Origin of the sequence: Pseudoroseicyclus sp. CXY001, assembly GCF_041714655.1 — a bacterium.
Taxonomy (GTDB): Bacteria; Pseudomonadota; Alphaproteobacteria; order Rhodobacterales; family Rhodobacteraceae; genus Pseudoroseicyclus_A.
Genome location: NZ_CP168219.1, coordinates 919,759 through 942,115, shown reverse-complemented (window position 1 = coordinate 942,115; position 22,357 = coordinate 919,759). Strand labels below are relative to the sequence as shown.

General features: G+C 69.0%; 19 protein-coding genes, 1 tRNA gene and 1 pseudogene. 13 read left to right on the top strand and 8 right to left on the bottom strand.

Annotation, left to right across the window (positions count from 1 at the left end; genetic code table 11):
* Positions 1-145: 145 nt before the first annotated feature.
* The 6 genes from ACAZ03_RS04700 to ACAZ03_RS04675 all read left to right on the top strand — a co-directional run bounded on the left by ACAZ03_RS04700 (position 146) and on the right by ACAZ03_RS04675 (position 7,380).
* Entirely contained in the window at positions 146-1,276 is a 1,131-nt protein-coding gene (locus tag ACAZ03_RS04700; protein WP_373356229.1) for a C45 family autoproteolytic acyltransferase/hydolase, read from the top strand.
* A gap of 6 nt (positions 1,277-1,282) precedes the next feature.
* Positions 1,283-2,224, top strand: a complete 942-nt coding sequence (locus tag ACAZ03_RS04695) for an ABC transporter permease (RefSeq protein ID WP_373356228.1) — start codon at positions 1,283-1,285, stop codon at positions 2,222-2,224.
* Positions 2,224-3,054, top strand: coding sequence for an ABC transporter permease (locus ACAZ03_RS04690; RefSeq protein WP_373356227.1), 831 nt, complete (start codon positions 2,224-2,226; stop codon positions 3,052-3,054). The genes ACAZ03_RS04695 and ACAZ03_RS04690 overlap by 1 nt, the downstream gene beginning before the upstream one ends.
* Positions 3,051-4,709: an ABC transporter ATP-binding protein gene (locus ACAZ03_RS04685; RefSeq protein ID WP_373356226.1), complete on the top strand. Its 1,659-nt coding sequence runs from the start codon at positions 3,051-3,053 to the stop codon at positions 4,707-4,709. The genes ACAZ03_RS04690 and ACAZ03_RS04685 overlap by 4 nt, the downstream gene beginning before the upstream one ends.
* A 221-nt stretch (positions 4,710-4,930) precedes the next feature.
* Entirely contained in the window at positions 4,931-5,773 is an 843-nt protein-coding gene (locus ACAZ03_RS04680) for an alpha/beta hydrolase (protein WP_373356225.1), read from the top strand.
* A 50-nt stretch (positions 5,774-5,823) separates the two neighbouring features.
* Positions 5,824-7,380, top strand: a complete 1,557-nt coding sequence (locus ACAZ03_RS04675; protein ID WP_373356224.1) for an ABC transporter substrate-binding protein — start codon at positions 5,824-5,826, stop codon at positions 7,378-7,380.
* A gap of 243 nt (positions 7,381-7,623) precedes the next feature.
* Here the strand turns inward: ACAZ03_RS04675 and ACAZ03_RS04670 are convergent.
* Positions 7,624-7,713, bottom strand: a tRNA-Ser gene (locus ACAZ03_RS04670).
* Positions 7,714-7,974: 261 nt separating this feature from the next.
* Between ACAZ03_RS04670 and ACAZ03_RS04665 the strand changes: the two genes are divergently transcribed.
* The 7 genes from ACAZ03_RS04665 to ACAZ03_RS04635 all read left to right on the top strand — a co-directional run bounded on the left by ACAZ03_RS04665 (position 7,975) and on the right by ACAZ03_RS04635 (position 14,581).
* Positions 7,975-8,856: an SPOR domain-containing protein gene (locus ACAZ03_RS04665; RefSeq protein ID WP_373356223.1), complete on the top strand. Its 882-nt coding sequence runs from the start codon at positions 7,975-7,977 to the stop codon at positions 8,854-8,856.
* Between the two features lie 34 nt (positions 8,857-8,890).
* Positions 8,891-10,150, top strand: coding sequence for a D-alanyl-D-alanine carboxypeptidase family protein (locus ACAZ03_RS04660; protein WP_373356222.1), 1,260 nt, complete (start codon positions 8,891-8,893; stop codon positions 10,148-10,150).
* A 17-nt stretch (positions 10,151-10,167) separates the two neighbouring features.
* The gene (tmk, locus tag ACAZ03_RS04655) at positions 10,168-10,791 is read left to right on the top strand and encodes a dTMP kinase (protein ID WP_373356221.1); all 624 of its coding nucleotides are present in this window, start codon (positions 10,168-10,170) and stop codon (positions 10,789-10,791) included.
* A 167-nt stretch (positions 10,792-10,958) separates the two neighbouring features.
* Positions 10,959-12,071: a DNA polymerase III subunit delta' gene (locus ACAZ03_RS04650; protein ID WP_373356220.1), complete on the top strand. Its 1,113-nt coding sequence runs from the start codon at positions 10,959-10,961 to the stop codon at positions 12,069-12,071.
* A gap of 25 nt (positions 12,072-12,096) precedes the next feature.
* Positions 12,097-12,873 carry a TatD family hydrolase gene (locus ACAZ03_RS04645; protein WP_373356219.1) on the top strand — a complete coding sequence of 259 codons (777 nt, stop codon included), beginning with the start codon at positions 12,097-12,099 and terminating at the stop codon, positions 12,871-12,873.
* A complete protein-coding gene (locus tag ACAZ03_RS04640; RefSeq protein WP_373356218.1) occupies positions 12,873-13,655 on the top strand; it encodes an MBL fold metallo-hydrolase in 783 nt (260 codons plus the stop codon). Before ACAZ03_RS04645 ends, ACAZ03_RS04640 begins: the two co-directional genes overlap by 1 nt.
* Entirely contained in the window at positions 13,652-14,581 is a 930-nt protein-coding gene (locus ACAZ03_RS04635; protein ID WP_373356217.1) for an AEC family transporter, read from the top strand. The genes ACAZ03_RS04640 and ACAZ03_RS04635 overlap by 4 nt, the downstream gene beginning before the upstream one ends.
* Positions 14,582-14,976: 395 nt before the next feature.
* Here the strand turns inward: ACAZ03_RS04635 and ACAZ03_RS04630 are convergent.
* From ACAZ03_RS04630 to ACAZ03_RS04600, 7 genes and pseudogenes are all read right to left on the bottom strand, one after another.
* Positions 14,977-15,822 (bottom strand): annotated as a pseudogene (locus ACAZ03_RS04630) (ABC transporter permease); the annotation flags it as partial.
* A gap of 5 nt (positions 15,823-15,827) precedes the next feature.
* Complete coding sequence (locus tag ACAZ03_RS04625) at positions 15,828-16,271, bottom strand: hypothetical protein (protein ID WP_373356216.1); 444 nt, start codon at positions 16,269-16,271, stop codon at positions 15,828-15,830.
* Entirely contained in the window at positions 16,268-17,836 is a 1,569-nt protein-coding gene (locus ACAZ03_RS04620; RefSeq protein ID WP_373357042.1) for an ABC transporter permease, read from the bottom strand. The genes ACAZ03_RS04625 and ACAZ03_RS04620 overlap by 4 nt, the downstream gene beginning before the upstream one ends.
* A gap of 5 nt (positions 17,837-17,841) precedes the next feature.
* A complete protein-coding gene (locus tag ACAZ03_RS04615) occupies positions 17,842-18,129 on the bottom strand; it encodes a DUF1330 domain-containing protein (RefSeq protein WP_373356215.1) in 288 nt (95 codons plus the stop codon).
* A gap of 59 nt (positions 18,130-18,188) precedes the next feature.
* Positions 18,189-19,298 (bottom strand): extracellular solute-binding protein, encoded by a 1,110-nt coding sequence (locus ACAZ03_RS04610; RefSeq protein WP_373356214.1) that lies wholly within the window; start codon positions 19,296-19,298, stop codon positions 18,189-18,191.
* 85 nt (positions 19,299-19,383) lie between these two features.
* Positions 19,384-20,484 (bottom strand): ABC transporter ATP-binding protein, encoded by a 1,101-nt coding sequence (locus ACAZ03_RS04605; protein ID WP_373356212.1) that lies wholly within the window; start codon positions 20,482-20,484, stop codon positions 19,384-19,386.
* A 187-nt stretch (positions 20,485-20,671) separates the two neighbouring features.
* Complete coding sequence (locus ACAZ03_RS04600; protein ID WP_373356211.1) at positions 20,672-22,138, bottom strand: calcium-binding protein; 1,467 nt, start codon at positions 22,136-22,138, stop codon at positions 20,672-20,674.
* Between the last annotated feature and the right edge of the window lie 219 nt (positions 22,139-22,357).

The following is a 22,357-nucleotide window of genomic DNA, read 5'->3' as shown; positions in this document are numbered from 1 at the left end:
CGTCCGCGCCTGGCTCCACGCTTACTGCCTGCAGGTGCGGCGGACAACGTCCGCGCCGGGCAAAATGCACTCCGGGATCACAAAATGCTTTTAATGTCGATATAGTGCATATAGGAGTCGAAGGACGAAAGCAGCAAGGATGGCCATGTCTTCCTACGAGCCCTTCCCCCTCATCGAGATCAGCGGCGACCGGCGCCAGCGTGGGCATGGCTATGGGGAGGCGGCGCGGGGCCGAATCCGCGCCTCGATCGCGCTCTATTCCGAGCAGATCGCCGGGCTCGGCTGTGACCTTTCCACCCTCGCCACGCTGACCGACCCCTTCGCGCAAAAGATCACCGATTTCGCGCCGCATCTGGTGGAGGAGATGCGCTATATCGCCGAGGGCGCCGGCGTCAGCTTCGCCGAGATCCTGCTCGTCAATGCGCGGACGGAGATCGTCCAGCTCGCACGGCGGCGGGGCATGGCGGCGGAGCCGGACGGCTGCACGGGCATCGCCGCCCTGCCCTCTGCCACCGCCGACGGCAAGCTGATCCAGGCGCAGAACTGGGACTGGCGTGCCGAATGCGCCGAAACCTCAGTCGTCCTGCGCATCACCGGCACCGATGGCCCCGACATCCTCACCTTCACCGAAGCCGGTGGCATGGCCCGCAGCGGCCTCAACGCCGCCGGGATTTCCATCACCGCCAATTACCTCGAATGCGACCGCGATTACCGCAGCTTCGGCGTGCCGCTGGCGCTGATCCGCCGCCGGGCGCTGGAGGCGCGGCACCTCTCCGAGGCGCTGCGCATCGTCGCCACGACGCCCAAATCCGCCGCCAACAACATGATCGTCGGCTCGGCGGAGGGCTTCGCCGTCGATTTCGAATGCGCCCCCGACGAGACCTTCGCGATCTATCCCGAGCGCGGCCTCATCGTGCATGCCAACCACTGGCAGAGCCCCGTCGCCCTCGCGAAGCTCCGCGAGACCGGGCTCGAGAGCGTGCCCGACAGCCTCTACCGAGACTGGCGGGTGAAGGAGGCGTTGACCCCCAAGATCGGCGCGATCACCCTCGCCGACACGCGCTCGGCGCTCGGCGACCGCTTCGGCTACCCCTATTCCGTCTGCCGCCCGCCCATCCCCGGTGCCAAGGGCAACCTCTCGGCCACCGTGGCGCGGGTCGTCATGGTCCCGGCGGACGGCTATCTGGAGGTGACGCCGATGCCGGCCCTCAACGAGACCGCCGGCACCTACCGGATCGAGCCGGAGCTCGAGCCCGTGCGCGCGACCGGGACCTGAGCCACCATGCTGCGCTTCTTTCTCTCGCGGCTCCTCTCCGCCATTCCGACGCTGCTGATCGTCTCGGCCGCCGTCTTCGCCATCGTCCGGCTGATCCCCGGCGACCCCGCGCAGCTCATGCTCGGCGACGACGCTCTGCCCGGCCAGCTCGAGGCGCTGCGGGCGCGCATGGGGCTCGACAAGCCCCTGCCGGTGCAATATCTCATCTGGCTCCGCGATATCCTCCACGGAGATTTCGGCCGCTCGATCACCATGGACCTGCCGGTCAGCGACCTGATCGTCAGCCGCTTCTTCGTCTCCGCCCCGATCGTGCTCATCGCGCTGACGCTGGCGACGATCATCGCCGTGCCCGCCGGCATGTTCGCCGCCTGGCGGAAGGACAGCCTCGGCGATTTCGCTGTCATCGCCTCCTCGACGCTGCTCCTGTCGCTGCCGGGCTTCTGGCTGGGGCTGATGATCCTTCTGGCTTTCGGGCTCTGGCTCGGCTGGCTGCCGGTGGTGGGCTTCGTCTCGCTGTCGCGCGACCCGGGCGCGGCGCTCCTCTACATGATCATGCCGGTGATGACACTGGCGCTGACCGACATCGGCTCCATCGCCCGGATGACCCGCGCCAGCGCCATCACCGTCGCCGGGCTCGAATACATCACCCATGCGCGCGCCAAGGGCCTGTCGGAGAGCCAGATCGTCTGGCGGCACGGGCTGCGCAATTCCTTCGCGCCGACCTGGACGCTCCTCGGCCTGATCCTCGGCAGCCTCCTCGGCGGCATCGCGATCACCGAGACGGTGTTCACCATCCCCGGCCTCGGCCGGCTGCTGGTCGATGGCATCTATGCCCGCGACTACCCGATCATCCAGGGATGCATCCTCTTGATAACCTTCATCTATGTGGCGGTTAACCTGCTGGTGGACCTCGTCTATCCGCTGCTCGACCCGCGGGTGGCGCGCTGATGGGCCGGGTCTTCCGCCATATGAAGGTCAATGCCGCCTTCGGGCTCCTCGTCCTCCTCGCGCTCCTGTTCCTCGCCCTTTTTGGTGGCCGGCTCGCGCCCTACGACCCGATGGCGCTCGACCTCGGCGCGCGGCTCACCGGGCCCGGGCCCGCGCATCTGCTCGGCGCCGACGAGTTTGGCCGCGATACGCTCAGCCGCCTCCTCGCCGGCGCCGAGGCCAGCGCCTGGATCGCCTTCACGACGCTCGCCTTCGCGCTCGCCTCCGGCATGGTCATCGGACTGGTAGCGGGGTTCTTCCGCGGGCCGGTGGACCGGCTGCTGATGGTGGTCAACGACGCCTTCCTGGCCTTCCCCGGCCTCCTCCTCGCGCTCGGCATCATGGCGATCTACGGCGCCAGCTCGTCGGGGATCATCGTGGCGCTCGGCCTTGCCTACATGCCCGCCGTCGTGCGGGTGACGCGCTCGGCTGTCCTGTCGATCCGCGAGCTGGAATTCGTCGAGGCCTCCATCGTCATCGGCAATTCCGAGGTGGCCACTGTGGCGCGGCATGTCCTGCCGAACGCCATCCCGCCGCTGACGGTGCTGGCCACCACGATGTTCGGCTGGATCATCCTGGCGGAGGCCGGCCTCAGCTTTCTCGGCCTTGGCGTGCCGCCGCCGCAGCCGAGCTGGGGCAACATGCTGGCGAGCGCCCGGCCCTACATCACTCAGTCGCCGCTGCTGATCGTCCTGCCCGGGCTCTGCATCACCATCACCCTCCTAGGCATCAACCTGCTCGGCGACGCGCTGCGCGACTTTGCCGACCCCAAGAACGCGGGCCGCGAATGAACGCCAAGTACGACGCCGCGCAGCAGGGCACCGACGCGCCGGTGCTGGAGGTGACGGATCTCTCTGTCACCATCGGGCCCGGCGGGCGGCGTGTGGTGAAGGATCTCTCCTTCCGCATCGGCGCCGGCGAGATGTTCGCGCTTGTCGGCGAGAGCGGCTCGGGCAAGACCATGGCCGCCCGCTCGGTGATCCGCGTCCTGCCGAAGCCGCTGGAGATCGCGCCGGAGAGTTCAGTGCGCATCGGCGGGCGAGAGATCGTGGGCATGGCGCCGGATCAGCTCCGCCGCATCCGGGGCGCCGAGGTGGGGATGGTGTTTCAGGAGCCCATGGTCTCCCTCAACCCCTCGATGCCCATCGGCCGGCAGATGGCCGAGGCGCTGGAATTGCATTCCAAGCTCTCGGAGAAGGAGATCCTCACCCGCTGCGCCGCGATGCTCGACAGGGTGCGCATCCCCGACCCCGAGGGCTGCCTCACGTCCTACCCGCACGAGTTCTCCGGCGGGATGCGGCAGCGGATCATGCTCGCCTCCGTCATGCTGACCAGGCCGCGGCTGCTCATCGCCGACGAGCCGACGACGGCGCTCGACACGCTGGTGCAGCGGCAGGTGCTCGACCTGATGGTCGAGCTCTGCCGCGAGAACGGAACGGCGGTGCTGCTCATCAGCCATGACCTCGGCATGGTGTCGCATTACGTCTCGCGCGCCGCGGTGATGAAGGATGGCGAAGCGGTGGAGGCGGGGCCGGTCGCCCGCGTCCTTTCCCGCCCCGAGCATCCCTATACCCGCAAGCTGGTCGAGGCGCTGCCGAGCCGCGGGCCGGCGCGGCATGTTCCGCAGGCGCCCGTGCCGCTCCTCGCGGTCAACGGCCTGACGGTCGATTACGCCCGGCCCCGGCGGCTACTCGAGCCGCGTCAGGTGAAGCAGGTCGTCCATGCGGTCGACCTCGCCATCCAGCCGGGCGAGACGCTGGCGCTCGTCGGCGCCTCCGGCTCCGGAAAGACGACGCTGGGGCGCGCCATCGTCGGACTCAAGCGGCCGAGCGGCGGCAGCATCGCGTTCCGCGGCGAGGAGATGATCTCCGCGCGCCGAGGGCCGAGCCGGGCCCAGCGCCAGCATGTGCAGATGGTCTTCCAGGACCCCTATTCCTCGCTCGACCCGCGCCAGCGCGTCGCCGATATCGTCGGCGAGCCCTTGCGGCTCGACCGCTCGGTGCCGCGCTCCCAGCGCCGGGCGCGGGTGGAGGAGACCTGCGAGGCGGTCGGGCTCGGCCCGGAGTTCCTCCGCCGCCTGCCCCACCAGCTCTCCGGCGGCCAGCGCCAGCGCGTCGCCATCGCCCGCGCCATCGTCCGCCGGCCGGCATTCGTCGTCGCCGACGAGCCGGTCTCGGCGCTCGACATGACGGTGCAGAAGCAGATCCTTGAGCTCATCGCCCGCCTGCAGGAGCAATACGGTTTCGCCTGCCTCTTCATCAGCCACGATCTCGGCGCCGTCGAGCAGATCGCCGACCGCGTCGCGGTCATGGAGGCCGGCCATATCGTCGAGATCGGCCCGCGCGACCAGATCTTCGACGCGCCGAGCCATCCCTATACCCGCGCGCTTCTCGATGCAGCGATGCATCTCGGCGGCGCCCCGGCCGCCGCGCGGCGCGGCGGCTAAGGGCCCTCGATGCATCCCCGGCGGAAAATCGGCACTTTCACTCGCCATAAGGCAGACGAGAGTGGCGCATTTCCTGGCGAGTCCCGGAAAACAACGCCCTTCTACCTCCTCAAAATGCACCTTATGAACACAAAACACTTTTTCGACTCACCCCACCATGTTAACGGTTCGTCAAGGAAGGCGGGAGCTTCCGCCTGGCGACAAGGCCCGAGAGGACCGAGATGAAACACGACGCCGACCTGGAACAGAGTGTCTCGATGTTCGAGACGGGCCGCTCGCCGGCCACCGCCAGCCGGATGGACCCGCGCTTCTCGTTCTGCACCTACGTGCCCACCAGCTTCAGCCGCCGCGGCACCAGACGCTATCCGCTCGCCGTCATCGTCCATGGCTCCGAGCGCTCGATGGAGCGCTACCGCGACCAGTTCGTCGACTTCGCCGAAGAGCATCAGGCGGCGGTGCTCTGCCCGCTCTTCCCGGTCAACGCGCTCTATCAAGGCGATCTTCACAGCTACAAGCTGCTGCGCGGCCATGGCGTGCGCTATGACGAGATCCTCCTCGACATGGTCGACGAGTTCGCCAGCAAGTATCCGATCGAGCGGGGGAAATTCCTGCTCTACGGTTTCTCCGGCGGCGGGCAGTTCTCGCACCGCTTCCTCTATGCCCATCCGGACCGGCTGCGCGGTGTCGCCATCGGCGCGCCCGGCACGGTGACGCTCATCGACGAGGCGGCGGATTACTGGGTCGGCACGAACGGCTTTCAGGCGCTCTTCGGCAAGCCGGTCGATGTGGGGGCCATCCGCAAGGTCGCCGTGCAGATGCTGATCGGCGAGGACGACCTGCGAACCCGCTGGTGCGAGGTCCGCCCGACCGATCAGACCTTCTGGATGCCGGGCGCCAATTCGACGGGGATCACCCGCGTCGCCCGCATGGAGGCGCTGCGCGACAATTTCGAGAGCCACGGCATCGCCGTGGACTACCGCACCTTTCCCCATGTCGCCCATGAGGATGACGAGATGCTCGGCGACGTGAAGGCCTTCTTCGCCCGGTCGCTGACCGAGCCCTGACACTCCCCCGACCCCCGATCGCATTTCCGAACCGACAGGAGCCTCACTCGATGGGACACAAGACAGCCTTGCTTGCCGCCACCGCCCTGGCGGCACTCGCCCAGCCACTCGCGGCCGAGACCGCCGCCGACGAGCTGGTGATCGCGCTCAGCGCCGATATCCGCAGCCTCAACGGCACCAACCGCGACAACAACACCGATGTGGTGCTCAACCACATCTATGACTCGCTGGTCGGCTTCCGCGAGGATCTCTCCGTCGGGCCGGCGCTGGCGGAAAGCTGGGACGTCTCTGAGGATGGCACGGTCTATACCTTCCACCTCCGCGAGGGCGCGCTCTTCCACGACGGCACGCCGATCACGTCCGAGGATGTGAAGGCCGCCATCGAATGGCGCCTTGCGCCGGAACAGGAAAGCGCCTGCATCCCGAATTTCGACGGCACCCGGGGCCTTGTCCTGCAATCCATCGAGACGCCCGACCCGGCGACGCTGGTCATGACGATCAACGCGCCGAACGCGCTCTTCCTCACCCGCCTCGCCGAGGTGCAATGCGACCTCTGGGTCTTCAGCCCCGCCAATCTCGACGAGAGCGGCGCCTGGATCAGCGGCTCGGCCATTGGCTCCGGCCCGCTGGTGCTCGACGCCTGGAACGTCGGCGAGTCCATCGAACTGGCGCGCTTCGCCGATTACGTGCCCTCCGCCGCCCCGACCAGCGGCTATTCGGGCGACCGCACCGTCAACTTCGACACGGTGACCTTCCAGATCATCCCCGATGCCACCGTGCGCGAGACGGCGCTGCTGGCCGGTGACGTCGACATCGTCAACAACATCTCGGCCAACCGCGTCGCCGATCTCGAGGCACAGGGCGCCGTGGTGCAGACGGCCCCCGGCCTCGGCTGGACGACGATCCTCGTGCAGACGGAGGATCCGCTCCTCTCTGACCCGAAGATGCGCGAGGCGCTGGCCCATGCCATCGACTTCGCGCAGATCGCCGATGTGAAGAACAACGGCCTCGCACCGTTCAACCCCTCGGCGGTGGCGGAATCGAGCGCCTTCTTTGACGAGAGCTTCCAGACCTGGCCGGAATACGACCCCGAGCTCGCCCGCACCATGGCCGCAGAGGCCGGCTATGCCGGCGAGCCGATCGTCATGCAGACGAACTCCCGCTACCAGGGCATGTACGAGAACTCGATCCTCGTGCAGGCCATGCTCTCCGCCGCCGGCTTCAACGTCGAGCTGGAAACGCTGGAATGGGGCACGCAGCTCGACAATTTCCTCTCCGGCAACTTCCAGCTGCAGAGCTTCGGCTGGTCCGCCCGGCTCGACCCCTCGCTGGCCTACGGCATGTTCATGGGCTCCAAGGCCGAAGACGGCTCCAACCAGTGGGACAACCCGGCGGCGCAGGAGATCTACCTGCAGACCCTGGTCGAGACCGACACCGAGGCGCGCGGCGAACTCTTCCGCCAGTTGCACGCGATGATGGTCGAGGATCTGCCGATCTTCGGGCTTTACTACGCGCCCAACATTGGCGCCACGCGGGCGAATGTGGACGGCTTCCTCGTCTGGTCCGCCGACAACCAGGTCGCCTGGGGCGTCACCAAAACCCCTTGAAAGAGCCCCTCTTAGCGCAGAGCGCCTGCCCTTCCCCGGGGCGGGCGTCTTTGTCACATGTGAATTGGCGGCGCGTTGGCAGCTTGAGGCACGCTCGCGCTATCGAAGAAGCGCCGCGTCCTGCATGCAGCGTAGCTCTCAGTGGGTGCATATCCGGTCTCTGAATTGGCCGGCGCGGCAAGAGCCCGGAAATCTGGGACTATCTCGGCCAAAAAGCGGCAGAGCGAAAACTGCGAGGGCAAGTGGCGGAGGAGGTGGGATTCGAACCCACGGTACGCTTTCACGCACGCCGGTTTTCAAGACCGGTGCATTCAACCGCTCTGCCACTCCTCCGGGCCATCGGGCTTATCGCCTCCCGACCCGCCGGCTGCAAGCGGGCCGCGCCGCGGCCCCCGCACTCACCCCCCGCCCTCACGATGCGCGGAAAGCGGCGTGAGGCCCGTCGGGCGGCCTTTCAATGAAACCGCCCCGCCGTTATGCTGCCGCCAAAGCCCGCTTGGCCGATGGCCGGCAAAGGGGCGTGAGGCGAGCGAGCGTGCCCCGGCAGGGGCCCCTTCGACGGGGCCGGCGGGGCAGACGAGGCATGGGGGACGCATGAAGGGCAGGGCCGCGCGGCGACCGTTCTGGCTGGCAGTCGCGATGGCGGCAAGCCTCGCCGGCTGCGAGGAAGGCTTTGAAATGCCGGCCTTTCTGGCCACGTCCGAAGACGGCGCCACGGCTGCCGGCGCCCCCGGCGGCACCACCGAACTCGTCGAGGTCGATGTCGAGGCGCCGGAGGTCTTCCACGTCACCGAAGAGGGGCTCTGGGACGGCCGGCCGAGCCTCGGCGGCGTCTGGGTGGCGCATCCCGATGTCGCCGATCCCGAGCGCGTCATCATCCGCAATACCGAGAACGGCCAGTTCGTCATCGGCGCGCTCTTCCGGCGCGAGCGGGAGAATCTCGGCCCGTCGCTCCAGGTCTCCTCCGATGCCGCCGATGCGCTCGGCATGCTCGCCGGCGCGCCGGCGGAGCTGAACGTCACCGCGCTCCGGCGCGAGGCCGCGGCCGAGCCGGAGGCGACGGAGGCCAATGCACCCGCCGCCATAGGCGATGACGGCGCCGCCCCGGCGCCCGCCCCCTCCGGCGGCCCGATCCTGACCAGCGAGCTCGACGCGATCCTCGGCGGCGCCTCGACACCCGCCGCGACGCCCGCCCCCGCAGCCACGCCCGCCCCCGCAGCCAGCCCGGCGGCGGCCTCCAGCCTCGAGCGGCCCTATATCCAGATCGGCATCTTCTCGGTCGAGGCGAATGCCAACAACGCGGCGACGGCCATGCGCTCGAACGGGCTCACCGCCCGCGTGCTCGAACAATCGAGCCAGGGCACGACCTTCTGGCGCGTCGTCGTCGGCCCGGCGGCGAGCGAGAGCGCCCGCGCCGCCGATCTCGACACCGTCAAGAGGCTCGGCTTCACCGACGCCTATTTCACCCGCAACTGAGCCCCCGCCCGGGGCCCCGCTTCAGGGGATGGACATGACCCGCCTCATCGCCGCCGCACTGGCCCTCACCTTCTCCGCCGGCGCCGCGCTCGCGCAGAGCTTCGACACGCCGGCCCGCGCCGCCTGGGTCTATGACCAGACCTCGGATACGGTCCTCCTCTCCAAGGATGCCGACAATCCGATCCCGCCGGCCTCGATGTCGAAGCTGATGACGCTGTACCTCGGCTTCGAGGCCATCGCCTCGGGGCGGCTCTCCGTCTCGGAGGAGCTTCTGGTCTCGGAGCATTGCTCGGGCTACGCCGGCTCGTCGATGTTCCTGCGCTCCGGCGAGCGGGTGAAGGTCGAGGACCTTCTGCGCGGCATCATCGTGCTCTCCGGCAACGATGCCTCCTGCGTCATCGCCGAGGCCCTGTCGCCCGACGGCACCGAGGCGGGCTTCGCGCGGATGATGACCGAGCGGGCGCCGGATCTCGGCATGACCACCTCGACCTTCGCCAATTCCAACGGCTGGCCGGCGGTGGGGCATCTGATGAGCGCCCATGACCTCGGGCGGCTCGCCGATCACATCATCCGCGACTTCCCGACCTTCTATCCGCTCTTCGGCGAGCAGGAGTTCCTGTTCGACGGGCGGGTGCCGTCCAACAGCCAGAACCGCAACCCGATCCTGGGGCTCGGCATCGGCGCCGACGGGCTGAAAACCGGCCATACCTCCGAAGCGGGCTACGGGCTCGTCGGCAGCGCCAAGCAGGGCGACCGGCGGATCATCTTCGTGATCACCGGGCTCGATACAGAGGCGCAGCGCCGCGAGGAGGCCGAGCGCATCACCAACTGGGCCTTCCGCCAGTTCACCGAGGCGGCGCTGGCCGAGGGCGGCACGCGGATCGCCGAGGCGAGCGTCTGGATGGGGGCCGAGAGCCATGTGGGCCTCGTCATCCCCGAGGATCTGACGCTGCTGATGCCCGTCACCGGCGGCGACGAGGCGGGGATCGAGGCGGTCTGGACGGAGCCCGTCGAGGCGCCCGTCGCCGCGGGGCAGGAGATCGGCGAGCTGATCGTCACCCGCGAGGGGCTGGGCGAAGTGCGCGTGCCGCTGGTGGCTGAGGCCGCCGTGGCGCGCGGCGGCTTTGGCGAGCGGCTGCGCATCGCGGGGCTCGTCCTCCTCCACCGCTTCGCCCCCCAGGCGGCGGCGGAGCTCGAGCCGGCCTTCGGCGGCATGCCGGCCTCCGGCGCGGCCCCCGCGGCGGGCGACGGCGCCGCGGCAGGCGGTGCCGGCGACACCGCCGAGGGCGCCTGAGCCCGATGCAGAGCCCGATGACCGCCGCGCGCGGGCGGTTCTTCACCTTCGAGGGGATCGACGGCTCCGGCAAGTCCACCCAGGCCCGCCGCCTCGCGGCGGCTCTGGAAGCCGAGGGGCATGAGGCAATCCTCACCCGCGAGCCCGGCGGCGCCCCCGGCGCCGAGGCGATCCGCGAGCTTGTCCTCACCGGCGAGCCCGACCGCTGGAGCCCGGAGACGGAGATCCTCCTCTTCACCGCCGCCCGCCGCGACCATCTCGAGCGGCTGATCCGCCCCTCGCTGGAGGCGGGCAAGCTGGTGCTCTGCGACCGCTTCGCCGATTCCACGCGGGTCTATCAGGGGCTCACCCGGGGCGATCTGACCAAGACGGTCGACGCGCTCCACGAGCTGATGATCGGGCTGGAACCCGATGTCACCTTCCTCCTCGATGCCGACCCCGAAACCTCGCTCCGCCGCGGCCTGACCCGGGGCGGCGAGCTCCGCTTCGAGGGGTTCGGCCTCGACATGCAGGAGCGCGCCCGCGCCGGATTCCTCGCCCTAGCCGCAGCCGCCCCCGCCCGCTTCCGGGTGATCGACGCCAACCGGAGCGAGGAGGAGATCGCCGCCGACATCCTCGCGGCGGCCAAAGAGGCCCTGTAGGGTGGGTTTGTAACCCACCACCCCACGAGCCGGTGCAGAGAACCCGTCCCGCCCCCTCCTCCGGCCAATGGCGGGGCGCCCCCCACCCCGCCTTCCCCTCTCGCTTTCTTCCAAATACTCTCGGGGGGCGCGGGGGGCAGACAGCCCCCCGCTCCACCGGAGCCGCCATGCCTGACCCCTCGGACCTGCCCGACCCGACCCGCATCGAGGGTGCCGCCCATCCCCGGGAGGCGGTGACCCTCCACGGCCATGCGGCGGCCGAGGCGGCGGTCGCGGAGGCGCTCGCCTCCGGCCGCGTCCATTCGGGCTGGCTCATCACCGGCCCCGAGGGCATCGGCAAGGCGACCTTCGCCTATCGCATGGCGGCGACGCTCCTTTCCGGCGAGGTGCCCGAGGCGGGGCTCTTCGGCGAGGCGCCGGCGCTCGGCCTGCCGCCCGACCACCCGGACGCGCGGCTCCTCCGCGCCGGCGCCCACCCCCGCCTCGCCATCGTCAAGCGCGGCCCCAACGACAAGGGCGACCGGCTCTCGGCCGAGATCCGGGCCGCCGACGTCCGCCGGCTCAAGAATTTCTTCCACCTCTCGGTCACCGATGGCGGCCAGCGGGTCGTCATCATCGACGCCGCCGACGAGATGAACGTCACCGCCGCCAATGCCGTCCTGAAGGAGCTGGAGGAGCCGCCGGCGCGCACGACGCTGCTCCTCGTCTCGCACCAGCCCGCCCGGCTCCTGCCGACGATCCGCTCGCGCTGCCGCATCCTCCGGCTCGACCCGCTCGCCCCCGCCGAGCTCAAGGCCGTGCTGGAGGAGCAGGGCATCACAACCGACGCGCCCGAGGCGCTGGCTGTCCTCGCCGGCGGCTCCGCCGGGCGCGCCATCCGCCTCGCCTCCGACGACGGTCTGCATCTTTATGCCGAGCTCATCCGCCTTCTCGAGGGGATGCCCGGCTTCGACCGCGCCGCCGCCATCGCCTTCGCCGAGAAGGTGGGGGCCCGCGGGGCGGAGGGCCGCTTCGAGCTGGCGCTCGGCCTCATCGACCTCTTCCTCGCCCGCGCCGCCCGCGCCGGGCTCGTCGGCGAGCCGGATGCGCAAGGTGCGCCCGGCGAGGCGCGGCTTCTTGCCCGGCTCGCGCCGCATGACCGCGCCGCCCGCGGCTGGGCGGAGCTCGGCGCCAGCCTCGGCGCCCGCGCCCGCGCCGCGAAGGCCGTCAACCTTGACCCTCCCTCCCTGATCCTCGATATGCTTTTCAGGATCGAAGAGGCCGCCCGGGCTGCAGCCTGAGGCCCGCCAAACGCCCGGGAATTCCATGCTCGTCGACGCCCATTGCCACCTCGACTTCCCCGATTTCGAGGGGGAGGTGGATGACATCATCGCCCGCGCCCGCGCCGCCGGGGTGGGCAAGCTCGTCACCATCTGCACCCGCCTCGACCGCGAGCCGCTCGTCCGCGCCATCGCCGAGTCGCACGACGCCGTCTATTACGCCGCCGGCATCCACCCGATGCGCGCCCATGAGGAGGAGCGCCTGCCGGAGGTCGCCGAGCTGGTCGCCCTCGCCGCGCATCCGAAGTTCGTCGGCATCGGCGAGACGGGGCTCGATTATCACTACACGGCCGAGAGCGCCGAGGTGCAGCAGCGCTTGCTGCGCATCCATATCGAGGCCGCGCAGGAAACCCAGCTCCCCCTCATCATCCACGCCCGCGATGCCGATGACGACATGGCCACGATCCTGGAGGACGGCTATGCCAAGGCCCCCTACCCGCTGATGATGCACTGCTTTTCTTCCGGCCCCGCGCTCGCCGAGCGGGCGCTGGCCATCGGCGGCTATCTCTCCATGTCCGGCATCGCGGCCTTCCCGCGCTCCTCCGATCTGCGGGAGATCTTCGCGAAGGCGCCGCTGGAGCGCATCCTCGTTGAGACCGACAGCCCCTATCTCGCGCCGCCGCCCCATCGCGGCAAGCGCAACGAGCCGGCCTATGTGGCCGAGACGGCGAAGGTCGGGGCGGAGGTCTTCGGCCTCAGCCCGGAAGCCTTCGCGGCGCAGACGACGGAGAATTTCCACCGCCTCTTCCGGAAGGCGGCCTGATGGCGCGGCGCCTGCGCATCCTCGGCTGCGGCTCCTCCGGCGGCGTGCCGCGGCTCGGCGGCCACTGGGGCGATTGCGACCCGTCGAACCCGAGGAACAGCCGCTCGCGCTGCTCGATCCTCCTGACGGAGGAGGCGGAAGGCCGCAGCACACGCGTGCTCATCGACACCTCCCCCGACATGCGCGCGCAGCTGCTGGCGGCGGAGGTCGGCACGCTCGATGCGGTGGTCTACACCCATCCCCATGCCGATCATGTGCACGGGATCGACGACCTGCGCATGGTGGTCTTCAACACCCGCCGGCGGATGCCGATCTGGGCGGACGGGCAGACCTCCGACATGCTGCTCACCCGCTTCGGCTATGTCTTCTCGACGCCCGAGGGCTCGAACTATCCGCCTATCGCCGATCTCAACCTGATCGAGGGCCCCTTCACCGCCGCCGGCTTGCCCTTCGAGCCGCTGCGGCTTCAGCATGGCGAGATGACCGCTCTCGGCTTCCGGGTCGGCAGCTTCGCCTATCTGCCCGATGTCAGCGCCATCCCCGAGGCGGCCATGGCGCGGCTGAAGGGGCTCGATCTTCTCCTCATCGACGCGCTCCGGCGCGAGCCGCATCCGAGCCATGCGCATCTGGCGCAGACGCTGGAGTGGATCGCGCGCCTGAGGCCGGCGCGGGCGGTGCTGACCAACATGCATGTCGATCTCGATTACGACACGCTTTGCGCCGAGCTGCCCGAGGGGGTCACCCCCGCCTATGACGGGATGGAGCTGGACCTCGCCCCATGATGACGACGCTGCCGGTCATCCTGCCGGTCTTCATCGTCATCGCCTTCGGCTGGGTGGCCCGCTGGCGCGGTTTCCTGAGCGACGACCATGTCGACGGGCTCATGCGCTTCGCTCAGGGCTTCGCCATCCCCTGCCTGCTCTTCCGCGGCATCTCGACGCTCGATCTCGGCGCGCAGTTCCACCCGCCGCTCCTCATCTCGTTCTACGCAGGCGCCCTGGCCGGCTTCGCGCTCGGGCTGACGGCGGCGCGGCTGCTCTTCCGGCGGAACTGGGAGGATGCGGTGGCCATCGGCTTCTGCTGCCTCTTCTCCAACTCGCTGCTCCTTGGCCTGCCGATCACCGAGCGGGCCTACGGGGCGGATGCGCTGGAGGCGAACCTCGCCATCATCTCGATCCACGCCCCCTCGCTCTATGCCATCGGCATCACGGCGATGGAGCTGGCACGGGCGCGGGGCGAGAGCCTCCTCCGGCTCCCCGCCAAGGTGGCGCGGGCGATGTTCTCGAACGCGCTGGTGGTGGGGATCCTGCTGGGGTTGGCGGTGAACCTCTCCGGCATCACGCTGCCGGCGATCCTGACCGACGCGCTCGACCTCATCGTCCGCGCGGCGCTGCCGGCGGCGCTCTTCGGGCTCGGCGGGATCCTCTTCCGCTACCGGCCGGAGGGCGACATGCGGGCGATCCTCTTCGTCTCGGCGGTGGCGCTGATCGTGCACCCCGCCATCACCTATGCGCTCGGCCGCGGCTTCGGGCTGGAGCCGACGCCCTTGCGCTCCGCCGTGGTGACGGCGGCCATGGCGCCGGGCGTCAACGCCTATCTCTTCGCCAACATGTACGGCGCGGCGCGGCGGGTGGCAGCGTCTTCGGTGCTGGTGGCGACGGGGCTGAGCGTGATCACGATCTCGGGGTGGTTGTTGCTCTTGCCGTGAGGGGGGTGGCGGCGGAGGGTGGCGGGCTGAAGCCCGCCCTACGGGGGTTATGAGGGGCCTCCCGCGTAGGGCGCCACGTAGGCCCCACGTAGGGCGGGCTTCAGCCCGCCACCCCCTCTCACCCCTCCTCGACCTCCGTAGTGTGGGTTACCAACCCACTATAGCCGCTCCAACTCGCGCAACCTCGCCGCGCAGGGCGAGCGCCGGCCCGTGGGGCGGCGCTCCTGCGGGTTGGTCGGGGCGGTTAATGGTGCCACACACCTCCCAGCCCAGAGGCTGGGCGAGGCTTCACCAGAGCGCCAGCCCGCGGGACGGGCCGGCGCTCGCCCTGCGCCGTGCCGGCGCGTACCGGGCGGGGGCACCGCTCTACTGTCGGAACAGGGAAGTCTCCCCGCTCAGCCCGGGCTGAGCCCCCGGAGCCGCTCGGACCGCCTCCGGAGGATCTCCAGCGTCGCGAGGAGCAGGATCGAGATGGTGATCAGCACCGTCGCCGCCGCGAGGATCGTCGGCGAGATCTGCTCGCGGAGGCCGGTGAACATCTGCCAGGGCAGTGTCTTCTGGCTGGCCGAGCCCACGAAGAGCACCACCACGACCTCGTCGAAGGAGGTGATTAAGGCGAAGAGCCCGCCCGAGATCACGCCCGGCAGGATCAGCGGCATCTGCACCTTGAAGAAGGTCTTCACCGGGCTCGCCCCCATGTTCGCCGCCGCGCGCGTCAGCGAATTGTCGAAGCCGACGAGCGTCGCCGTCACGGTGATGATGACGAAGGGGATGCCGAGCGCGGCATGGGCGAGCACCACGCCGATGTAGCTGCCCTGCAGCCCGACGCGGGAGTAGAAGAAATACATCCCCGCCGCCGAGATGATCAGCGGCACGATCATCGGCGAGATCAGCACCGCCATGATCGCCCGGCGGAAGGGCACATGCGGCTGGCTGAGCCCGATGGCCGCCAGCGTGCCCAGCGTCACGGAGAGGAGCGTCGCCGCCGGCGCGATCTTCAGCGAGTTCCAGAGCGGGATCTGCCAGTCGGAGTTGGTGAAGAAGTCGCGATAGTGCTTCAGCGAATAGCCCTCGGGGTCGAGCCGCAGCATCTCGGGCGTGAAGGTGAAGAAGTTCTCGGCGTTGAAGCTGAGGGGAATGATCACCAGGATCGGCGCGATCAGGAAGAAGAGGATCAGCCCCACGATGACGCGGAAGGCATAGTGCCAGACGCGCTGGCCAGCGGTGGCATAGGGCGGCAGGGCGCTCATGCGAACTCCTCCTCATGGCCATGGGCGGCGAGATCGGCGGTCAGCTTCGCGCGGCCGGCGCGGTTGAGCTTCGGGCGATAGCTCGTGCGGCCGCGCACGGTGTAGAAGGTCCGCGCCCCGGCGGCGCCGAGCGCGCCGCACAGGAGCGAGACCCAGATCTCCCCCGTCGCGAGAAAGCCGCCGAGCATCGGCAGGGCGATGCCGAGCGCCGCCCCGGCGGAGCGGTTGTCGGACAGCCAGTCGCGGATGACGACGAGCGGCACCACGGCGAGGAGCGCGAAGATGCCGCCGCCGCCCCGCCGGCTCACCGGCCCGTCGGTGCCGCCGGCGATGAAGAAGGCCAGGAGCAGCGCCGCCATGAAGGGGATGATCGCCCAGAGCAGCGCCATCTCGCGCCGGGCCTTCGCGTAATGCGCCTCGATGATCTCGTCGCGGCTCATCCGAGGCTCACATTGTCGATGCCGACGAGCTTGTCGTATACCCAGTAGAGCAGCAGGACGAGCACCAGAAGGATCGTGCCCAGCGCCGCGGCCAGCCCCCAGTTGAGCGATTGCGAGATGTGGTAGGCGATGCGGTTGGAGATGAAGACCCCCTTGGTGCCGCCCACGAGCTCCGGCGTGATGTAGTAGCCTATTGCGAGGATGAAGACGAGGATCGAGCCCGCGCCGATCCCGGGGACCGACTGCGGGAAATAGACCCGCCAGAAGGCCGTCCAGTTCGTCGCGCCGAGGCTCTTGGCGGCGCGCAGGTAGCTCGGCGGGATGGTCTTCATCACCGAATAGAGCGGCAGGATCATGAAGGGCAGAAGGATATGCGTCATGGCGATGATCGTGCCGGTGGCATTGTTGATCATCACCAGCCGGTTCCCGTCCGAGATGATATGCGCCCAGACGAGGATGTCGTTGATGACCCCCTGCTGCTGGAGGAGCACCTTCCAGGCCGAGGTCCGCACCAGAAGCGAGGTCCAGAACGGCAGGAGCACGAGGATCATCAGAAGGTTCGCCGAGCGCATCGGCAGGTTGGCGAGCATCCAGGCGACCGGATAGCCGAGAAGGATGCAGGAGACGGTGATGACGAGGCTCATCCACATCGTCCGCCCGAAGAGCGTCATGTAGATGCGGTCGCCCTCCGGCCGCTGTTCGATCGAACCCTGCGGGGTGAGCTGCAGATCGGCGGAATTGAGGAAGTAGCCGGGCGTGTAGTCGGGGGAGAAGACCTTGATCGTCTCCCAGACCTCCGGGTCGAGCCATTCCTCGTCGGCCTCGGCGAATTGCTCGCGGATCGAGACGCTCTCGAAGCCGGAGACATCGACCTGCGGCAGGGCGTCGGGCAGCCCGCCGGCCAGCGCGTCGCGGTAGAGCGCGGCGAAGACGAAATCGGGCACGTCCTCCTCGCCCGCCTCGTCGCCGCTGTCGTCGAGCATGTCGCGCCAGCCTTCCCAGGCAGAGGCGGTCTGGGGCAGCGCCTCGCGCACCGCATCGTCGTTCATCCAGGCGACCCAGGCGACGGGGCGCTCGAACTCGGGATCGGCGGCGATGAACTGGTCTGTGTAGATATCCGTCTCGAACCGCCCGACGGCGCGGCCGGTGGACCGGAACATCGAGGAGATGCCGGTGAGCTCGTAATTGAGCCGCGTGCCGAGCCGGGTATGGAGCTTCAACTCCTCGGCGACGACGAGATCGGTGTAGAAGGCGTCATAGACGGCATCGGGGGGCAGCTCGGCTTCCTCCGGGTCCCAGTCCTCCAGCGCCGCGGTGGTGCGGGGGAGCGTGTCGGAGACGATGCCGTTCTCGACCGAGCGGAAGAGCATGTCGACGATGGGCGCGACGAAGGCGACGAGGATGAAGATGAGAAGCGGCGCGATCAGCATCAGCGCCCGGAGCTTCTCGCGGCGGAGCGCGCGGGCCAGCGAGCGCTTGAGCGGCCGGCCGTCGGCGGCGACCATGCGGGCGGCGGTGTTCTCGCCGGTCATCTCGGGGACACGGCCGCCTTCCTCCGTCGCCATGGTCATCAGGTGCCCTCCACGAGGATGACGTCGCTCTCGGCATTGGCGGTGCGGATCTTGAGGACCTCCTGATATTCAGGGTCCTCGTAGCAGGCGCGCGCGGCCTCGAGCGACGGGAATTCTGCGACGACATGCCGGGCCTTGGCCTCGCCTTCGAGCACCTCGGCCGCGCCGCCCCTGACCAGGAAGCGCCCGCCATGCCGCTCGAAGATCGGCGTGTCGAGGCGCACATAGTCCTTGTAGGGCTCGGCGTCGGTCACGGTGACGTGGAGGATCAGGTAGCCTTTGGGCACGTCTTTTCTCGTCCTTCTTGGGGGTCGGGGCGGCCCGAAGGCCGCCCCGGAAAGCGGTCTTACTGCGCGAGCCAGGCCTGGAACTTGGCGTCCAAGTCGTCGCGGTAGTCGGCCCACCACAGGTAGTTGTTCACGAAGGTGTTCTCCGCGTTGTTCGGGTCGGTCGGCATGTGCGGCGCCATCTCGATGCCGAGCTCGGCATGGGTCGAGACGAGCGGCGCCGACGAGGCACGCGCCGGACCGTAGGAGATGTAGGCCGCCTGATCGGCGAGCCGCTGCGTGTCGGTCGCGAAGTAGACGAAGTCCATCACGCGGGCGAGCCGGTCCTCGGGCAGCCCTTCGGGGATCACCCAGCCGTCGAGGTCGAACATCTGCCAATCCCAGGCCATGCCGATCGGCTGGTCCTGCTCTTCGATCGCGGCGAAGAGGCGGCCGTTGTAGGTGGAGCCCATGAAGATCTCGCCGTCGGCGAGAAGCTGCGGGGTCTCGGCGGCGGCCGTCCACCAGATCGTCTGGTCCTTGATCGTGTCGAGCTTGGCGAAGGCGCGGTCCTGGCCCTCTTCGGTCTCGAGCATGTCGTAGACATCCTCATAGGCCACGCCGTCGCACAGCAGTGCCCATTCGAGGTTGGCGATCGGCTGGCGGTTCAGCGCGCGCTGGCCCGGATAGGTCTCGAGGTCGAAGACGTCGCAGGCGCCGGTCGGCGGCTCGACGCCCTCGGGCACCATGTCGGTGCGGTAGCCGAACGTCGTCGAGAAGACGATCTGCGGGATAAAGCAGTCGGAGACCAGCATGTCGCCGAAATCGTCGGACGCCGTGGTGCCGTCGGGCGCCGCGGCGAGGACCTCGTCGGCGTCGATCTCCATCGCCAGTCCTTCGTCGCAGAGCCGGATGGCGTCGGCCGCTTCCACGTCGACGAGATCCCAGGTGATGTTGCCCGTCTCGTTCATGGCGCGGAGCTTGGCGACCGCCTCGGGGGAGCTTTCGTCCCATACGATGGACACTTCGGGATGGTCGGCGAGATAGGGTTCGGAATAGGCACTGACCTGGCTCGCCTGATAGGCGCCGCCCCAGCTGACGAGAGTCATCTCGTCGGCCATCTCCTGCGCCATGACGGCGGTGCCGAGCGCGGCGACGGCCGTGGCGGACATCAGAAGCTTGGTTTTCATGTCGTTATTCTCCCTGTTTTTCAGGCCCCGGCGGATGGGCATGTCACTGGGGCGCCACCGGGAAGCGCCCCGCCCGTCCCCGCGCTCAAGCGTCGAGCGCGCGGCAATCCTCTGGCAGCCAGCCGATCTCGATAATCTCGCCTGGGGTCAGGCGCGGCTGATCTGGGGCGTTGCGGGTCTTCATGACGAAATCATCATGCCCGGCGACGCGCAGGCGCGTCCGGTAGATGTCGCCCATGTAGATGAATTCGAGCACCTCGGCCTTCAGCGTGAAGGCGCCCTCCTGCAGGCGGTCCTTGTTCCATTCCACCCGCTCGGGGCGGATGGAGACGCGGGTGCGCTCGCCGACCTCGGCCACATTGGCGGGCTTGGCGGCGATCAAGTCGCCGCTGTCGAGCCGCACCTTGCAGGTCTCGCCGGTGATCTCCTCGATCTTGCCGAGGAGCGTGTTGTTCTCGCCGATGAACTGCGCGACGAAGCTGTTCTCCGGCTGCTCGTAGAGCTGGTCGGGCGGGGCGAGCTGCTGGATGCGCCCGTCGTTGAAGACGGCGACCCGGTCGGACATCGTCAATGCCTCCGTCTGGTCATGCGTGACGTAGACGGTGGTGATGCCGAGGTTGTGGGCGAGGCGCGTGATCTCGAACTGCATGTGCTCGCGGAGCTGCTTGTCGAGCGCGCCGAGCGGCTCGTCCATCAGCACGAGCTCGGGCTCGAAGACCAGGGCGCGGGCGAGCGCGATGCGCTGCTGCTGCCCGCCCGAGAGCTGCGCCGGGCGGCGCCCGGCGAAATCGCCCATCTGCACCATGTCGAGCGCGCGCTTGATCTTCGCCTCGCGGTCGGACTTGCCGATCTTGCGCACCTCCAGCGGGAAGGCGAGGTTCTCGGCAACGCTCATATGCGGGAAGAGCGCGTAATTCTGGAAGACCATGCCGATGCCCCGCTTGTGCGGCGGGATGTTGTTGATCGGCTTTCCGGCGAGGAGGATCTCGCCATGCGTGGCCGTCTCGAAGCCGGCGAGCATCATCAGGCAGGTGGTCTTGCCCGAGCCCGAGGGGCCGAGCATCGTCAGAAACTCTCCCTTGGGCATGGTCAGATTGAGGTCTTTGACGACCAGTGTTTCGCCGTCGTAGCTCTTCTGAACCCGTTCGAAAGCCACGAATGCGGCGGCGCTGCCTGATCCGTCCAAGGCGCTCTCCCGTTAATCCCCGTTGGTGGCGGCGCCTCATGGCCCCTGCCCTGCCGCTTTTTGCGGCATTTGCCCCGGAGCATTCCAAAGCGCTTGCGGCATTGCAAGCCCGCAGCCGGCCGAAAAGCCGGCAGAAGGGGGCAATCTCCCAGAAAAACGGCGGATTCGCCCGGTCTGCGGGCGTTCGCTAGACGAAAAGGAGCGTCGCCTCGGCGCTTTCGACATCCGAGAAACCGTGAAGCGTCAGCACATCGCCCGTGCCGAAGACGAAGGTCACGGCCCCGGCGGCTGCATCGGCATAGGCCTTCATCTGGCCTTCGGGCCGGTAGACGCGCACATGTTCGCGGCCGGCCTGCAGGTCCATCAGATGCAGATCGCCGCCCTGATAGTGGAAGACATCCACGCCGCCGTCGCCCCAGATCGAGGCGCCCTCGTGCTGGGCGATGAAGCGGTCATTGCCGCCGCCGCCGTGGACCTCCACCCCGCCGCCGTAGCGGATCAGCACGAGATCGTCGCCGGCGCCGCCGTAGATCTCGGCCGGCCCGCCCTCGCGGATGTCGAAGCGGTCGTCGCCGTTGTTGCCGTAGACATCGGCGCTGCTCGCCTTGCGGAAGAGGAACTGGTCGTCCCCGGCATTGCCCTGGATGCGGGCCGCGGCGCCGGTGTCGATGAAGACGATGTCATTGTCGCTGCCGGCATGGATGTCGGTGGCGCCCGAGGCGAAGATCTTGTCGCGACCCGGCCCGCCGAAGACCTTCTCGCCGTTCAGGATCACGTTGTCCCCGGCCTGGCCGAGGATGGTGTCGCGCCCCGAGCCGCCGTCGATCCGGTCATTGCCGCCGGACCCGAGGATCAGGTCGTGCCCCTGCCCGCCCCAGATCTGGTCGTGATCGCCGCCGCCGTAGATCGTGTCGGAGCCATTGTCGCCGAAGAGCCGGTCGCGCCCCGCATTGCCGATCAGGAAGTCTCCGCCGTTGCCGCCATAGAGCGTGTCGGCATCCGCGGCGCCGGCGATCCGGTCGTTGCCGCCCGCGCCGAAGAGCACGTCGCGCCCCGCGCCGCCGTTGATGTTGTCGTCGCCGAAGCCGGCATAGACCGTGTCATGGCCGTTGCCGCCGCGGATCAGGTTGTCGCCGCCGTCGTCGCGGATGAAATCCGACCCGTCGCCGCCGTAGATGCTGTCGTCATCGGCGCCGCCATAGGCCTGGAACCAGTCCGCCCCGCCGCCGAGATGGACGACATCGGAGCCGCCGATATCCCAGACGGTATCCGTCTGGTCGCCGCCGTAGACCGTGTCGTCGCCCGGGCCGATGTGGATGATGTCCACCCCGTCGCCGCCGTAGACGAGATCGCCCATCGCGTCGTCGACGGCATCGGGGTCGGAATAGGTGACGTTGCCGATGATCGTGTCGTTGCCGGTGCCGCCGTAAAGCACATCCGCGCCGCCGCCGGCATAGAGCGTGTCGTCATCGGCGCCGCCGTCGAGGAGGTCGTTGCCGGCATCGCCGTAGAGAGTGTCGTTGCCGGCGCCGCCGTAGAGCTCGTCGGTGCCGGGCTCGACGGTCAGGCTGTCGTTGCCGGAGGTGCCTTCGGTGAAGGCCTGCGGCCCCCACTCGGGGGCGAAAAGGGGCGCGGCGGTGACGCGGGTCTTCATCGGGGGCTGCTCCTGTCAGTGCCACCCCGGGGTCGGGCCTCGCCGCCCGGGCCGCCCCTGGTCGTTGCCCGGGCGGGATAGCTCGTGGTGAGACGAGGCCTAGCGGCTCCCGCCCCCGCCGGTCAACGGCCGAGCCCTTCACCTTTTCATGGTCGGGCCGCGCTGCGGCGGCGGCGCATCGTCACGGGCTGCCGGCAGCAGGGCCGCCCGGGTGGGCCG

Coding starts and splice junctions, on each gene's coding strand:
- ACAZ03_RS04700 (WP_373356229.1), top strand. CDS start 146: ATGTCTTCCTACGAGCCCTTCCCCCTCATCGAGATCAGCGGCGACCGG.
- ACAZ03_RS04695 (WP_373356228.1), top strand. CDS start 1,283: ATGCTGCGCTTCTTTCTCTCGCGGCTCCTCTCCGCCATTCCGACGCTG.
- ACAZ03_RS04690 (WP_373356227.1), top strand. CDS start 2,224: ATGGGCCGGGTCTTCCGCCATATGAAGGTCAATGCCGCCTTCGGGCTC.
- ACAZ03_RS04685 (WP_373356226.1), top strand. CDS start 3,051: ATGAACGCCAAGTACGACGCCGCGCAGCAGGGCACCGACGCGCCGGTG.
- ACAZ03_RS04680 (WP_373356225.1), top strand. CDS start 4,931: ATGAAACACGACGCCGACCTGGAACAGAGTGTCTCGATGTTCGAGACG.
- ACAZ03_RS04675 (WP_373356224.1), top strand. CDS start 5,824: ATGGGACACAAGACAGCCTTGCTTGCCGCCACCGCCCTGGCGGCACTC.
- ACAZ03_RS04665 (WP_373356223.1), top strand. CDS start 7,975: ATGAAGGGCAGGGCCGCGCGGCGACCGTTCTGGCTGGCAGTCGCGATG.
- ACAZ03_RS04660 (WP_373356222.1), top strand. CDS start 8,891: ATGACCCGCCTCATCGCCGCCGCACTGGCCCTCACCTTCTCCGCCGGC.
- tmk (WP_373356221.1), top strand. CDS start 10,168: ATGACCGCCGCGCGCGGGCGGTTCTTCACCTTCGAGGGGATCGACGGC.
- ACAZ03_RS04650 (WP_373356220.1), top strand. CDS start 10,959: ATGCCTGACCCCTCGGACCTGCCCGACCCGACCCGCATCGAGGGTGCC.
- ACAZ03_RS04645 (WP_373356219.1), top strand. CDS start 12,097: ATGCTCGTCGACGCCCATTGCCACCTCGACTTCCCCGATTTCGAGGGG.
- ACAZ03_RS04640 (WP_373356218.1), top strand. CDS start 12,873: ATGGCGCGGCGCCTGCGCATCCTCGGCTGCGGCTCCTCCGGCGGCGTG.
- ACAZ03_RS04635 (WP_373356217.1), top strand. CDS start 13,652: ATGATGACGACGCTGCCGGTCATCCTGCCGGTCTTCATCGTCATCGCC.
- ACAZ03_RS04625 (WP_373356216.1), bottom strand. CDS start 16,271: ATGAGCCGCGACGAGATCATCGAGGCGCATTACGCGAAGGCCCGGCGC.
- ACAZ03_RS04620 (WP_373357042.1), bottom strand. CDS start 17,836: ATGGCGACGGAGGAAGGCGGCCGTGTCCCCGAGATGACCGGCGAGAAC.
- ACAZ03_RS04610 (WP_373356214.1), bottom strand. CDS start 19,298: ATGAAAACCAAGCTTCTGATGTCCGCCACGGCCGTCGCCGCGCTCGGC.
- ACAZ03_RS04600 (WP_373356211.1), bottom strand. CDS start 22,138: ATGAAGACCCGCGTCACCGCCGCGCCCCTTTTCGCCCCCGAGTGGGGG.